Annotated in this window: 12 protein-coding genes; 2 read left to right on the top strand and 10 right to left on the bottom strand. The window is 63.5% G+C overall.

Features of this window, described 5'->3' with window-relative positions; all coding sequences use genetic code 11:
- Nucleotides 1–7: 7 nt before the first annotated feature.
- From HHL24_RS25985 to HHL24_RS25970, 4 genes are all read right to left on the bottom strand, one after another.
- On the bottom strand, nt 8–949 hold the full coding sequence (locus tag HHL24_RS25985; RefSeq protein WP_169488217.1) for a helix-turn-helix domain-containing protein: 942 nt from the start codon (nt 947–949) through the stop codon (nt 8–10).
- Nucleotides 950–1,214: 265 nt separating this feature from the next.
- Entirely contained in the window at nt 1,215–2,555 is a 1,341-nt protein-coding gene (locus HHL24_RS25980; RefSeq protein WP_169488216.1) for an aspartate aminotransferase family protein, read from the bottom strand.
- 66 nt (nt 2,556–2,621) lie between these two features.
- Complete coding sequence (locus tag HHL24_RS25975; protein ID WP_169488215.1) at nt 2,622–4,121, bottom strand: aldehyde dehydrogenase family protein; 1,500 nt, start codon at nt 4,119–4,121, stop codon at nt 2,622–2,624.
- Nucleotides 4,122–4,310: 189 nt separating this feature from the next.
- Complete coding sequence (locus tag HHL24_RS25970) at nt 4,311–5,051, bottom strand: helix-turn-helix transcriptional regulator (RefSeq protein WP_169488214.1); 741 nt, start codon at nt 5,049–5,051, stop codon at nt 4,311–4,313.
- Between the two features lie 222 nt (nt 5,052–5,273).
- Here HHL24_RS25970 and HHL24_RS25965 point away from each other — a divergent pair, with 222 nt between their 5' ends.
- Entirely contained in the window at nt 5,274–6,059 is a 786-nt protein-coding gene (locus tag HHL24_RS25965) for an SDR family NAD(P)-dependent oxidoreductase (protein WP_169488213.1), read from the top strand.
- 16 nt (nt 6,060–6,075) lie between these two features.
- On the opposite strand, the gene HHL24_RS25960 is transcribed toward HHL24_RS25965, so the two are convergent.
- The 5 genes from HHL24_RS25960 to HHL24_RS25940 all read right to left on the bottom strand — a co-directional run bounded on the left by HHL24_RS25960 (nt 6,076) and on the right by HHL24_RS25940 (nt 11,480).
- Nucleotides 6,076–6,879, bottom strand: coding sequence for an SDR family oxidoreductase (locus tag HHL24_RS25960; RefSeq protein ID WP_169488212.1), 804 nt, complete (start codon nt 6,877–6,879; stop codon nt 6,076–6,078).
- Nucleotides 6,876–7,691: a MoaF C-terminal domain-containing protein gene (locus HHL24_RS25955; protein WP_169488211.1), complete on the bottom strand. Its 816-nt coding sequence runs from the start codon at nt 7,689–7,691 to the stop codon at nt 6,876–6,878. Before HHL24_RS25955 ends, HHL24_RS25960 begins: the two co-directional genes overlap by 4 nt.
- A 210-nt stretch (nt 7,692–7,901) precedes the next feature.
- The gene (locus HHL24_RS25950; RefSeq protein WP_169488210.1) at nt 7,902–9,014 is read right to left on the bottom strand and encodes a class II histone deacetylase; all 1,113 of its coding nucleotides are present in this window, start codon (nt 9,012–9,014) and stop codon (nt 7,902–7,904) included.
- Nucleotides 9,015–9,072: 58 nt separating this feature from the next.
- The gene (locus HHL24_RS25945; RefSeq protein ID WP_169488209.1) at nt 9,073–10,308 is read right to left on the bottom strand and encodes an MFS transporter; all 1,236 of its coding nucleotides are present in this window, start codon (nt 10,306–10,308) and stop codon (nt 9,073–9,075) included.
- Between the two features lie 110 nt (nt 10,309–10,418).
- A complete protein-coding gene (locus HHL24_RS25940) occupies nt 10,419–11,480 on the bottom strand; it encodes a porin (protein ID WP_169488208.1) in 1,062 nt (353 codons plus the stop codon).
- Nucleotides 11,481–11,836: 356 nt separating this feature from the next.
- On the opposite strand from HHL24_RS25940, the gene HHL24_RS25935 reads away from it, so the two are divergent.
- Nucleotides 11,837–12,976, top strand: coding sequence for a response regulator transcription factor (locus HHL24_RS25935; RefSeq protein WP_407947525.1), 1,140 nt, complete (start codon nt 11,837–11,839; stop codon nt 12,974–12,976).
- 9 nt (nt 12,977–12,985) lie between these two features.
- Here HHL24_RS25935 and hpaR read toward each other — a convergent pair whose 3' ends face one another.
- Complete coding sequence (gene hpaR / locus HHL24_RS25930) at nt 12,986–13,393, bottom strand: homoprotocatechuate degradation operon regulator HpaR (protein ID WP_169488206.1); 408 nt, start codon at nt 13,391–13,393, stop codon at nt 12,986–12,988.
- Nucleotides 13,394–13,486 lie beyond the last annotated feature (93 nt).

The raw sequence follows: 13,486 nt of genomic DNA, 5'->3' as shown, positions 1-13,486 counted from the left end.
TTGGGCGCTAACTCAACCGCGGCGTTTGCGAAGGCAATTCGCCGAACAGGTCACGATATTCGCGGGCGAAATAGCCAAGGTGCGTGAAGCCCCAGCGGTAAGCGGCATCGCCGATCAGGAGTTCTTCCGCGCTCGTCATGCGTAACAGTCGATGCACGGCATTGAGCCGGATCGAGCGCAGGTATTCAACAGGCGTCACGTTGGCGACACGCTGGAAACCGGTTTGCAACGTTCGGCGACTACACCGCAGCGCGCGGCACAGATCGAGCACGGTGATCGGTTGTTCAGCGTTGTCTTGCAGGATGCGCTCGCAACGCCGCACGATGTCGCTGTACGTGGTGTGCGTGAGGTCTCGCGGCGGCGTCTGCGACGCGTTTTCGATCAGGCCGAGCAGGACGCTGATCATTTCATCGCGGAATACTTTGGTCGCGGCCGGATGCGCGAACGCGGCAGTATTGCGCTCGGCGGAGTCGAGAAAGGGCGCGAGCCGCTCACGCAGCATCCCGCCCTGTTCGTCGGAAAGCGCGAGCACGCCGCCTTTCACCTGACGGCTGGCGTGCTCGCCCACCGTCACGCCCAGCAGGTCGTCCATCATTTCGGCCGAGACGCTGATGCCGGCATAGTGCATCGACTCCGGCGTGTAGAAGCGAAACTCCTCACCCGCGCCGAGCAGCAGCAGCGCGTAACCCTCCACGCGCCGCCCCTGAAACGTGCCGACGAGCGGCGCATACAGCGGCAGCGCGATCGAAGCGAGACCGGCCGGCGACACGCCATGCTGCGCCACACGGCGATTGGTGGTTTCGCGAAAGAAATGAAAGTCGTTCGAACTCGCCTGCACGAGCGTGCTCTGGAAGCGGCCCGGCGTCATCTGACGATAAACCTGCTCCCAGCCGCTCACCGCGAGCGAATGATCGTGCACGTCGGCAAGCGTGCTGATCCGGAAGTCCATGTCTCCTCCGCCTACTCAGAACAGGCTGCATTCATGCGATGACGGCCCGGCCTGTTGTAGCGGACGCCAACCTGGATGCAGACAAAGACCGCGGCTCGCGGCGCCTCTCTCTGCAAATTGAAGAAGCATATTATTCCAGGCTGGCGGATGCGGCTCGATATAAAAAAGCCACGACACTTCCACGGATTCAATTTCACCGCGCGCTGCCCCAACCCGGAATGCACCTGTGCATTCTGCAGCGCGCCTCAACACTTGACCAAGTCAATTATGCAAATTTCACTTCATCGAAGCCCGCAGCCAATGCGCCGACGAGCGCATCGAGCTGCGCCGATTCGACCACCAGCGGCGGCGACAGGATGATTTTCGTGCCGACTGGCCGCACCAGTGCACCGTGCGCGCGCGCCACTTCGGCCACTGCGTTGGCATAGCCCGAAGTCGGATCGATCGGCTCGCGGGTTTGCTTCGACTTCACCAGATCGAGCGCGACCATCAGACCCTTGCCGCGCACGTCGCCCACCGCCGCGTAGCGCTCGGTGAACGGACGCAGCGCTTCGAGCAGATGTGCGCCCTGCTGCGCGGCGTTGGCAGGCAGGTTCTCGTCCTTGACGATCTTCAGATTGGCCAGCGCCGCTGCGCACGCAACCGGATGCCCCGCATAGGTATACCCGTGCATCAACGCGCCGGTGAAATTCGCGTTGCTCATGAAGGCCTGCTCGATACGCTCGTTGAACGCGGTCGCGCCAAGCGGAATGTAGCCGGAAGAAATGCCCTTCGCGAAGCACATGATGTCGGGCTTGACGCCCCAACCGCGACTGCCGAACATGCTGCCGGTGCGGCCAAAGCCCGTGACGATTTCGTCGGCGATCAGCAGAATGCCGTACTTGTCGCACACTTCACGAATCAGCGGCCAGTAGTTTTCCGGCGGCACGATCACGCCGCCCGCGCCTTGCACCGGTTCAGCGATGAACGCGGCAATCGTGTCGGGGCTTTGGAAAACGATCTCGCGTTCCAGCATCTCGGCACAAATCCGGCCGAGCTCGGCGGGATCCTGCGTGAACGGATTGCGATAGAGCCACGGCGTTTCCACATGAAAACAGCCCGGCAGATTCGGCTCGTAATTGCGCCGGAATGCAGTGTTGCCGTTCACCGACGCGCCGCCAAAGTGCGTGCCGTGATAGCCCTGCTTCAGTGAAATGAATTTGGTGCGGTCCGCTTCGCCTTTCAGCTTCCAGTACTGACGCGCGAGCTTCAACGCGGATTCGACCGCGTCCGAGCCGCCTGAGCTATAGATCACGCGGCGCATGCCTTCCGGTTCGAGCATTTCGATCAATACCTTCGACAATTCCTCGGCGCGCGGATGTGAAATACCGTCGAAGAGCTGGAAGTATTCGAGTTCGTCCAACTGACGCACAATCGCGTCCTTCACTTCACGCCGGTTGTGGCCGACGTTGACATTCCAGAGACCGGCCACACCGTCGACGAGCTTGTTGCCGCGATCGTCGAACACATAGCAGCCGTCGCCGCGCACGATACGGATCGGCTCGCGCTGCTGCATTTCGGCTGGGTGCTGCATCGGGTGCCAGAAGGCGGAATCGTTCGTTCCCATAGTGCTTACTCCATTAGGTCCAGTATGTTGGCAGGTTCGTGTGGCTGGCGTGTGGCTGCGTTTAGCTCAATGCGCGATGCACACGGACTTGGTTTCTGTAAAACCTTCGATTGCGTATTTGCCGAATTCGCGGCCGATGCCCGACTGTTTGAAGCCGCCGAACGGCATGCCCGGATCGAGCGGCACGTGGCAGTTGACCCACACGGTGCCCGCCTCGATTTGCGGCACGAGGTTCATCACGGTCTTGAGGTCATTGCTCCACAGGCTCGCGGCGAGGCCGTACGGTGAATCGTTAGCGAGGCGGAGCGCTTCGAGCGGATCGTCGAACGGGACGATGGCGAGCACGGGACCGAACACCTCGTCGCGCACGATTGCCGCGTCGTGCGGCACGTCGGCGATGACGGTGGGGCGAACGTAGTAGCCCGGCAGATCGACCGGCTTGCCGCCCGCAAGAAACTTCAGACCAGCCGCCTGAGCGCGCACGATGTGCTGCTTGACGCGGTCACGGTGCTGCGCGGACACGAGCGGATTGATCTGCGCAGTCGGGTCGAGACCAGGCCCCAGCGTCATGGCGTTGGCGATATCGGCGAGACCGTCTGCCACTTGCCGGTACTTGCTGCGATGCACGTAAATGCGCGAGGCCGCCGCGCACACCTGCCCCTGGTTGAAGAAGCCGCCGGCCAGCGCGCCTTGAATCGCCTGCTCGACGTCGATATCGGCGAGCATCACCGCCGGATTCTTGCCGCCGAGTTCCAATGAAAAGCGCGTCATGTTCTGCACGGCGGCGGTGCCGACCAGCTTGCCCGTCGGCGTCGAGCCGGTGAATGAAATCTTGCTGATGCCAGGATGCGCCGCGAGCGCGGCCCCGCATTCGCGGCCGCCGGTAACGACGTTGAACACGCCCGCCGGCACGCCGGCCTCAAGCGCCAATTCGGCCAGACGCAGCGCCGTCAAAGGCGTTTCCGGCGACGGCTTGATCACGATGGTGCAGCCCGCCGCGAGCGCCGGCACCAGCTTCCACACGGCGATCATCAGCGGGAAATTCCACGGCACGATGCCTGCGACCACGCCGATAGGCTCCTTGCGCGTGAACGCCGTATAACGCGTACCGGGCGGAAACGGAATCGACACGTCCAGCGTTTCGCCAGTGATCTTGGTCGCCCAGCCCGCCATATAGCGCACATACTCGATCGTCGCGCCCACTTCCACCGCGCGGGCGATGTTGATCGACTTGCCCTGATTCAAGGTTTCGAGTTGTGCGAGGTCTTCGGCGTTAGCTTCGAGCAGGTCGGCGAAACGCAACAGAATGCGCTCGCGATCGGCGGGGCGCAGGCCGCTCCACACACGCGCATCGAACGCGGCGCGCGCGTTGCTCACCGCGCGATCGACGTCGGTTGCATCCGCATCCGCTACCGTCGCGAGGCGTTCGCCGCTCGCCGGATTGAACACGTCCAGACGGCGCTCCGAATGCGCGTGTTGCTGCGCACCACCGATAAACAGGCCAAAATCGCGCTGCACGAACGCGCGAACCGCATCGCTGACGACAACCGTTGCATCGTTACTCATATCCTGGGTCTCTCGTTGGTCTCTCGTTGGTGTCTCGTTGGTGTCTCGTTGCTGTCTGATCCATGGCCGCGAGGCCATCGTGTTGAAGAATGGTGTCACGCCGGTTCGTCCACCGTTAGCGCAAATCGGCAGGCGCGTCGTCGACGACGTTCCAGCTATCGGCCAGGTGTCGATCATGGCGTCGGTCCTTTATAGAAACAGCGCGCCGATCATTTCCGTGCGGCTCGACACGCCGAGCTTGCGGAACATGCGCAACAGGTGGGTTTTGACGGTGGGCTGCGCGAGCGCGAGGTCGCGTGCGATCTCCTTGTTCGACAAACCGTTGCGTACGAGGCGCGCGATCTGTTGCTCGCGATGCGTCAGGCTCGCGCGGCTATCGGTGTCGAGTTCTCCGCCGTGGCGCAGATGCGTACGCATGGGCCGCTGGTCGCGCAGCGCCGGCACCAAGGCAGCTTCCAGAAGCGGTTGCACCGCCCTCGCGTGGTGTTGATCCTCCTCGAAGAAGGCTTGCGCGGGCGCCATGCGCAGCAGCGAAAACGCCGCGACCGGACGTGCGCCTCGCGTGCCATCCCGCAGCAAGACCTCCATCACGTCAACCACCTGATGCGGATTCAGGAAACGCCGCCAGTACACCGAGCCGCCCCGCACCGTCTCAGGCAATTCGCCCGCGAGCGTGAGCACACTGCCCGTCTGTGTCGAAAAGCGCGACGGATGCATTGGATCGAGCGTGCAGTAACGCTGCAAGTACGTGCGATGCATCGTCTCGGTCATGCCGAACAGCTCGAAGCCCGACGGTTCGTTATCCGCGCCGACCCAGTAGAAGACCGTCGCCGAGGGTCGCACCAGTTGCGCGAGCGCGCTCACTGCGGCGCCCAGTGCAGGCATGAAGGCGCAGTGGGACGCGGCTTCGTCCCGAATCGTGTTCAACATGGCGCTCTCCCGGTTCACCAGCTCAAGACCATCGTACGAACGTGCGATTCCATAGCGTGAGCACGAATTGGCAAATCGACGCGCCCCGCGCACTCGAACAACGGTTGCGTTGTCATCCTTTTGCCTGATTCCGCAGTACGTCCGGCATGCCTAGACTCTGGGTTCACGCTTCACTCCTTTCATCAAACTCAATCACGTCCATTCACATTGGTAAGGAACGCCATGTCCAAACAACGCACGGTTGTCATCACAGGCGCAGGCACCGGTATCGGTGAAGCCTGCGCGCGGCTGTTTGCTTCGCGCGGCGCACGCGTGGCGCTGATCGGCAGGCGCCGCGAGCCGCTCGAACGGGTGGCGCGCGAAACCGGCGGCCTGGCGCTCGATGGCGACGCCGCCAGCGCCGCCGACTGGCAGCGCTTCATCGCCGCGATCAAGGCCGACGGTGGTGCGGTCGATGCACTGATCGCCTGCGCCGGCGGTTTCGGCATGGGCAGCGCCACCGAAACCAACGACGCCGCCTGGTCCGCCGCGATGCGCGCCAATCTCGACACGGCCTTCGTCGCCGCCCGCGCCTGCCTGCCCGATCTGATCGAACGGCGCGGCGCGATCGTGCTGGTCGCCTCGATCGCTTCGCTCGCCGCGGGGCCCGCTGTCTGCGGCTACACCACGTCGAAGCACGCGCTGATCGGTCTCACGCGCTCGCTCGCGCGCGACTACGGCCCCCACGGCGTGCGCGTCAACGCGGTTTGCCCCGGCTGGGTCCGCACGCCGATGGCCGATGCGGAAATGCAACCGTTGATGCAGCGCTACGACGAAACGCTCGACGCGGCCTACCAGCGTGTCTGCGCCGATGTGCCGTTGCGCCGTCCCGCGCACGCAGAAGAAATCGCCGGCGTATGCGAGTTTCTGGTGTCGCCCGCTGCGTCGATCGTGACGGGCGCCACCCTCGTTGCCGACGGCGGTTCCTCGATCGTCGATGTGCCGACGCTGGCGTTCGACCATATGTGAGCGAGGCCGCGAGGCCTTAGCCCATCACGACGGTCGATTCGGGCAAGGTCGCGCCGCCGTCGACCACGATGGTTTGGCCCGTGATGTACGAGGCCGCATCGGAAGCCAGAAACAGCATGGCCGCCGCGATATCCGACGGTTCGCCCAGCCGCCCGAGCGGAATCGCCTGTTCGATGCGGCGGTTGTGCGCGTCGTCGCCGAGGTTGCCCATCGCGGGCGTGCGGATCATGCCGGGCTCGACACCGTTGACCGTGATCCGGTGCGGTGCCAGTTCCAACGCTGCGGCGCGAATGAAGCCGTTCACGCCCGCCTTCGACGCCGCATAGTGCGCGAGCCCCGGATAAGCGACACGCGGCCCCGTCACCGACGAGGTCGCCAGCATCCGGCCGCCGCGTTGCCGGATGAACGCGGGCGTCGCCGCCTGCGCGAGCCAGAAGAGCGCGGCGAGATTCACGGCGAGGGTGCGCTGCAGAATCGCCGGCGTAATCGCTTCGAAGGCGGTGAGCGGGAAATACGCGGCGTTGTGCACGACCACGTCGAGCCTGCCGAAGTCCGCCTCCACATCGGCGACAAGGCGCTCGATCTGCGCGTACTCGGCCATATCCGCTTCGTACGCGCGGGCCGCGCCGCCCTGCTGCACGAGACGTAGCACTGCTTCTGAGGCCGCATCAATGCGCATATCCGCAATCGCCACCGAAGCGCCGCGCGCGGCAAACGCCTCGGCGATACCACGCCCAATGCCTTGCGCGCCGCCGGTCACCAGCACCGTCTTGCCGGCGAAATCGCGCACGCCCGTCGACTGCTGCGCGGCGCCGGTCATTGCGGATGCCGGGTCACGTTAAGCACTTGTGCAAGTGCGCCGACCGGGAAATTCGACAACGCGTCGAACTGGTTGCCCTGATAACCAAAAATCTTGCCGTCGGTCTTCTTGCGTTCGAGGTCGATCATCACCACACCGAGCGTCGGGATGATTTTCTCGCGCCACACGAACAGGTACAGATCTTTGGCGATGGCGATGTAGTGGCAACGGTCCACATCGGCGAGACCTGCTTCCACGCCCGAGAGGCATTGCCACGCATAGAAGTTGTCGTTCAGATAGACGTGTTCGTACTGTTCCGTGGCGCTATACGTGTACAGGTTGCGCATGCCGATCAGTTCGCGAGTCGGATGATGCAACGCCGCTTCTGCTCCTGCCTGAGCGCTCTGTTGCGCGATCCTGCCGTGACGGAATTGCGCTTGTACGCCGGTCAACTCCAGGCCTCGTTCGACACGCGTGAACGCATCGGTACGGGCTTCGGTTTCGTTCGGCAAGGTGCCGACCACCGCGGTGCACAAACCCTGCTTTACATCGAGCACGTAACTCGTCGCTGCCGGCCGCGAGCCGTCGCCACCACCGATGTAATCGACGAAGTAAATGCCGTCGCGCACCGAGGTGACCCGGCATTCGAATTGAGCGTTTGCCGTACGCAACGCACCGGCGGAGACGAACGTCAACGTTTCGGCGGGGCCATCGGCGAATTCAAGTTGCAACGTGCGGCCGGTGAGATCGTCGACGGGCGGGAGGATGTGGCTGTCAGGTGCGAAACCTTCGGCCAGCGCGCCGACCTGGATGAAAACGGGTTGAGATGTCATGTCTGTATCGCTCCAGTAGTTCGATGATTTGCCGCGGCTTGTCTCACATCGAGCGCCAGGCCGCGGCGCCTGTGACTACTGTACGGAGCCTGTGGGCGCGGCGGCATCGACCATAAGGATGACAACGCCCGCGGGTTTAAGCGGCACGGAGCGTCCGGAAACCTGAAGGCTTAGAGCCTTCTTTAGACGCTCCGAATGCATTAACAGGCCTCAAAGCAGCCCGAACTCACCGGCCAGTTCATCGATCAACCCACGCTGAAACGCCTTGAAGCGTTCATTCGGCTGCTGCGCGATCGCCAGATCGAGCATCGGATCAGTCACCTGCGTACGCACGTCCGCCAGCGTTTCGACAATGGCGTGCCCGCAGAACGGCACATAGGCTTCCGAATACCCGCCCTCGTGCACGATCACCAGACGCCCGCCGCAATGACGTTCCGCGGCATCACGCACGAGTTGCGTCATCGTGCGATAGCTCTCGCTGTGCAGCAGCATCCGCGCGAGCGGATCGACCGCGCTCGCGTCGAGCCCGCTCGCCACGACGATCAGATCCGGCTTGAACGCGTCGAGCGCAGGCAGCACGATGCGCTCGAACGCATATAGATAGGCGTCGTGGCCGCCGCCCGGCAACAGTGGAATATTCACGTTGGCACCCACGCCCGCGCCCGTGCCGCGCTCGTCCGCACCGCTGTAGCCCGGCGGAAAGCAGCGGTCCTGATGCAGCGAAATCGTCAGCGTGTTGGGATCGTCGTAATAGATCGACTGCGTGCCGTTGCCGTGGTGCACATCCCAGTCGATCACCGCGACGCGTTCGACGCCATGCCTCGCACGGGCCGCTTCGATCGCAATGGGAATATTGGCGAAGAGGCAGAAGCCCATCGGCTTGTCGCGCAGGCAGTGATGGCCAGGCGGCCGTGACAACGAGAATGCGTTGCTTGCCCGCTTGTCGAGCACGGTGTCGATTGCGCCAATGGCTAGCCCCGCGGAAAGTGCAGCGATCTCATAGCTGCCCTTGCCGAACGGTGCGAGGTCGCCCAGATCGCCGCCTGTCGTGTCGCTGAGCGCCTTGAAGCGGTTCAGATAATCGCGCGGATGGATGCGCAGCAAATCTTCTTCAGTGGCAAGCTCCGCACTCTGCATGTCGAGCGACGCCGCCAGCCCCGAGGTCTGGATCAGCGCCAGCAACCTGCGTTTCGAATCGGGCGATTCCGCGTAACCGCTGCTCGATGGCGGCTGCACCCAGCCGCCGACCGGAAAGAACAGCGCATGCGTGCCACCTGTATGCCAGAAGGTGCGTTCATCCGTGAAAAATGCCGTTTTGCTCATGATTTCTCTTACCTGTAGTTCACTTGCGGATTCAAATCGACCGGGTTCGACTGTACGGTCACCGACGCGCGCCCGGCACTTCGCGCCCGCTACGCTCGACACGCAGCAGGCAAACGAAAGACAACGCGCAGATCACCGCCGCGCCCTGAAACAACGTATTGAGTCCCGCGCCGGCGTCGAGGAGAAAGCCGGCGATCAGCGGGCCGATCGCGAGGCCCGCGCCGATCACGAAGTTCAGCGTGGCGATCAACCGCCCGGACGTATCGGTTTTTGCGGCTGCGGCGAGGATGAACGGCAGCACGAAGGTCCACGCGAATTTGAAGGCGAAGATCGCGGCGGCGTAGCCCGTCGAACCAGGATGCGCCGACAGACCGAGCAAAGCCGCGACGAGAATCGCGTAACCCGTCAGCAACATCGCGGCACGCGCGATCCGGTTGCCGATGAACGACGCGCACGCCGCGCCGACAATGCCCATCACGCTCGCAACCGCCAGCAGTTCGCCGGTGTGTCCAGCGTCGAGTCCAGCGAGCGACGCCGCCTTGCTCGCGAACGTCCAGACGCCGCCGATCGCCACATAGAAAGCGAGCACGCCGCCGATCACCAGCGTCGCGAGAAACCACGTGCTGCTTTTGCCGTTCATGCCGGATCCAGCCTGTCGCACCTGCTTGCCGCTGGTGCCGCCCAGTGCCGGATCGAAGCCGCGCGTAAGCGGCGATGCGATCAGCGCGAGCACGGCCAACACCACATACAGCGCGCGCAAACCGAACGCGTCGAACAGATGCGGCAGCACGAATAGTCCGAGCGCACCAGCCACCAGTTGGCCCACCACCCACAAGCCATAGACGCGGTCACGATTGCCGCTCGTTGCCGCGCTCGTCATACACAGCACCATCAGCGTGCCGCCGCCGAGCGCGGTCAGCGCGCGCAACACCAGCAACACGACGAAGCCCGGCATCAGCAGCGCCGTGGCGAGATTGCCGATGCAAAACACCGCCGTGGCGATCGCCGCGACACGGCGCGCGTCGACGCGGCCCAACCACAGGAGCGATGGCAAAGTCGCGCAACTGAACGCGCCGAGTTCGACGAAGAAATACGTGCCGATCTGCGAGGCGCTCAAGCCGAGCTGTCCGCCGAGTTGCGCGGCGACTGCCGGCGCGACCAGCAGCAACAACGGTGTGATGGCGGCAAACACCACCAGCGACAGCAGCGTGGACGTCGCGATTTCGCGCGGCGCGGCCGCGGACGGCACGGACGCAGCGGCCGTGGCAAATGAAGATGTCGAAGAAGTTTTCATGGGGCTCAGAAGTAACGGTTGCGGTTGCAACGAAGGCCGATACGCGGCCTATGAGAGGCGAATACCAGCCGGCGTTGTCGACACTGAGGCGCCACGCCGGCGGCAGGCAATCAGAACGTGTGATACATGCCGAGCATCGCGCCGAACTGCGAGGCGCCGTTGAGCGGCGGTGCGTCGTATTCATAGACCGGCTGCGAGCTTTGACTGCTGTTGCGCGAGTAGCCGAGATTCACATATGCCACCGTGCGCTTTGACAGCGCATAGGTGCCGCTCGCGATGAACAGCGTCGGATGACCGACGCTCGGCGTGCTCGACCAGGTCTGATAGACGCCGCCCGCGAGGCCGACGAAATTGTTGACCTGGTAACGCGCCCCGCCCCACGCCACGGTTTTCGACGGCGCGAGCGATCCGGTTTGCCGCTCAGCACCGCCGTACAGCGAAAGCGTCGCGATGTCCCAATGCGCGGCCAGCGTACCGATGGTCTGCTGCAATCCCGACGTATCCACATCGCCGGACGCCGTGCCTTGCGCCCGATGCAGCGCCGCGCTGATGCCGTAGCCATTGCCGCCGTATTGCGCGCCGATTTCCAGCACCCGGCCCGAGCGCGAATTGCCGGCCACGCCACCGGTTGCGGCCAATGCTTCGGCGCTGAAGCCGCCATATTCCGCGGTCTTGAACTTCACCGAGTTATCGATGAAGTTGGCCGACAGCGGCACCAGCACACCCTGCCCGCTGTACGCCGCGTACAGCAGCGGGTCGTAGAAAACCGTGCGATCGAACAGCACGCTGAACTGCCGCCCGAGCGTGACGGTGCCGAACTTGCCGGTCAAACCGACATAAGCGCCGCGAAAGAATGCGTAACCAGGCACCGTGGCCGTGCCATCGTTCACGTTGAGGCCCTGCTCAAGGCGGAAGATCGCCTGCAAGCCGCCACCCAGGTCTTCCGTGCCCGTCAAACCGATCTGCGACGGCAACACGCCGTAGTTCTGCAGGTTGACCGCGCTGTGCTGGCCGTCCGCGTTCGTGCGGTACTGAATGCCGGCGTCGATCAAACCGTACAGCGTGACACTCGATTGCGCGTGGGCGGTCGCGGCGCAGAAACCAGCCGCCACGCTCAATGCCGCCAACGTCTTTCGTCGACCGCTGCGCTGCCGTGATTCGTTTCGTTTCATCGAGAAGCTCCAAACCGTCTGATGTTTTTGTAATGTGTCCGTTGCTGCGGGCTGCATCCCTCGTCGAGTGCAACGGCAGTGTCGGTAGCGGCAATTGCGCTGAATAGACGTCCAGATGAACGGTATGGAAAACCCGCACGCGATTGCGCGGAGGCCCGGCGCGATTGACATGGGCGGCAGTGTTCAACGGCCCGGCGTACTGACGCGGCGTGGCATCCGTGGCCCGGGGCCGTTCAAATGAGGGGGGCGCAGCGCCATTTCCGCCGCTGCGTTTTTCAAAAAAGCGCCACGTATAATCGGTCGGCATGCCGCATACGCGGCCGCACGCGCCTTATCGACAAGCCGGAGGAGCCAGCGTGACAGTCACCGCGGACACAAAGCGGGTTATCGATCAGTGGGGTGAAATGCCCCCTGCCATTGCGCTCGACGACTACGCAGGCGCGCCGGTCGAACAGCGCAGCGCCGACTTCGAAGGCACGTTCTCCGGCAACGGCACTGCGGCGCGCGGCCTGAGCCTTTTTCTGCTTGACCTCTATGCGCTCGCCAACCGGACCGGCATCGGCGAATTCGAGCACGGCTTCTTCCGCCTTCTCTCGCAGCATTTACCATTCGACGCCGGCTGGACCGGCGTCACCACGCACACGGCCAACGGTCCCGTGATGCACAACAGCTTCGTCTATGGCCTGCCGGGCGAGTTCTTTACCGACTGGCAGCGCGTGCGCGACTGCGATCCGCTCGCGCTCGGCTCGATGAACCGCTACGGGCGCGCGCTGGAGGTGTCGATCGTGGCGCCCGGCATCGATCCGCGCTTTCGCAACTGGGCAATCAAATACGGACTCGCGCAACTGATGGTGGTGTCGGCGCTCGATCATCGCTTCGGGCTCGCAACTTTCCTCTCGGTGTATCGCCGCGCGCTCGACAAACCGTTCTCCGCGGCGGATGCGCAAACGCTGGAGGATGTGATTCCGCACTTAAGCGCGGCGCTGACGATCAGCCGCTCGTTTCAATTGACGCGCGAGCGCGGCGAAGGCGTCTCGACGCCGGCACGGGCGATCTGCGATGGTTACGGTGCAGTGCACCAGGCGGATAAAGCGTTCGAAACCATTCTGCGCAGCGAATGGCCGGGCTATCAGAACCAGCATCTGCCGGCGCCGCTGATCGCGCATCTGCATGCGGACACGGGCCAGCCATATATCGGCGAAACGGTAACGGTAAGTTGCTCGCCGGTGGTTGGTCTGTTTCAGCTGGAAGCGCGCCAACGCTCGCCGCTCGACCGTTTAAGTCCACGCGAACTGAGTGCGATCAAGCTGTACGGCGACGGCCTCTCACACAAGGAAGTCGCGCAGCGCATGGGGATTTCGCCCACTACCGTGCGCCACTATCTGCGCTGCGCATACAAAAAGCTCGGCATGCACGACAAAAGCCAGATTCCGTGGCTGCTCGGACTGAGGGAGAGCGCGGCTACCAACGCCCCGGCGCCCGATCAGGACGATTGAGCAACTGCTTCACTCGTCCTCTTCTTCAAGGCCGGCAAGCAGATCGTCGACCGCGCGATACACGCGCTCGACGATTTCCGGCCCGACCTTGCGCTCCAGCTCGCGATAGTGCGCTTCAAGATCCTTCGAGATTACGCGCACCAGGTCCACGCTCGTGTCCGTGAGCGACACCAGCACACGGCGCTGGTCTTCCGCGAAACGCTCTTTCGTCACCAGTTCCATGCTCTCCATGCGCGCGAGCACGCCGGCCATGCTCGGGCTCGAGATCGTGCAGATATCGGAGATGTGGCGCGGCTCCATCGGGCCGTGCTCATTGAGCGCGCGAATCACGCGCCACTGCTGTTCGGTCAGTCCGTGCGCGGTAATCAATGGGCGGAAACGCTCCATCATTTTTTCTCTGGCGCGTAGCAACAACATCGGCAGGTTGCGGTGCAAAACTCGGGTAGAAGCGGAAGCGGACATGGCGGAAGATAGGTTAAAAGCAGCCGTCGAAGCTTAAGGGAAAACCCG

This window comes from Paraburkholderia polaris (assembly GCF_012927345.1).
GTDB lineage: Bacteria > Pseudomonadota > Gammaproteobacteria > Burkholderiales > Burkholderiaceae > Paraburkholderia > Paraburkholderia polaris.
The sequence above is the reverse complement of the archived record's forward strand: the minus strand, read 5'-3'. Positions and strand labels throughout refer to the sequence as shown.

Excerpts from the sequence above, each read along its gene's own strand:
- HHL24_RS25950 (WP_169488210.1), bottom strand. The coding sequence starts at position 9,014 with ATGAGCAAAACGGCATTTTTCACGGATGAACGCACCTTCTGGCATACA.
- hpaR (WP_169488206.1), bottom strand. The coding sequence starts at position 13,393 with ATGTTGTTGCTACGCGCCAGAGAAAAAATGATGGAGCGTTTCCGCCCA.
- HHL24_RS25965 (WP_169488213.1), top strand. The coding sequence starts at position 5,274 with ATGTCCAAACAACGCACGGTTGTCATCACAGGCGCAGGCACCGGTATC.
- HHL24_RS25955 (WP_169488211.1), bottom strand. The coding sequence starts at position 7,691 with ATGACATCTCAACCCGTTTTCATCCAGGTCGGCGCGCTGGCCGAAGGT.
- HHL24_RS25940 (WP_169488208.1), bottom strand. The coding sequence starts at position 11,480 with ATGAAACGAAACGAATCACGGCAGCGCAGCGGTCGACGAAAGACGTTG.
- HHL24_RS25960 (WP_169488212.1), bottom strand. The coding sequence starts at position 6,879 with ATGACCGGCGCCGCGCAGCAGTCGACGGGCGTGCGCGATTTCGCCGGC.
- HHL24_RS25945 (WP_169488209.1), bottom strand. The coding sequence starts at position 10,308 with ATGAAAACTTCTTCGACATCTTCATTTGCCACGGCCGCTGCGTCCGTG.
- HHL24_RS25975 (WP_169488215.1), bottom strand. The coding sequence starts at position 4,121 with ATGAGTAACGATGCAACGGTTGTCGTCAGCGATGCGGTTCGCGCGTTC.
- HHL24_RS25980 (WP_169488216.1), bottom strand. The coding sequence starts at position 2,555 with ATGGGAACGAACGATTCCGCCTTCTGGCACCCGATGCAGCACCCAGCC.
- HHL24_RS25985 (WP_169488217.1), bottom strand. The coding sequence starts at position 949 with ATGGACTTCCGGATCAGCACGCTTGCCGACGTGCACGATCATTCGCTC.
- HHL24_RS25970 (WP_169488214.1), bottom strand. The coding sequence starts at position 5,051 with ATGTTGAACACGATTCGGGACGAAGCCGCGTCCCACTGCGCCTTCATG.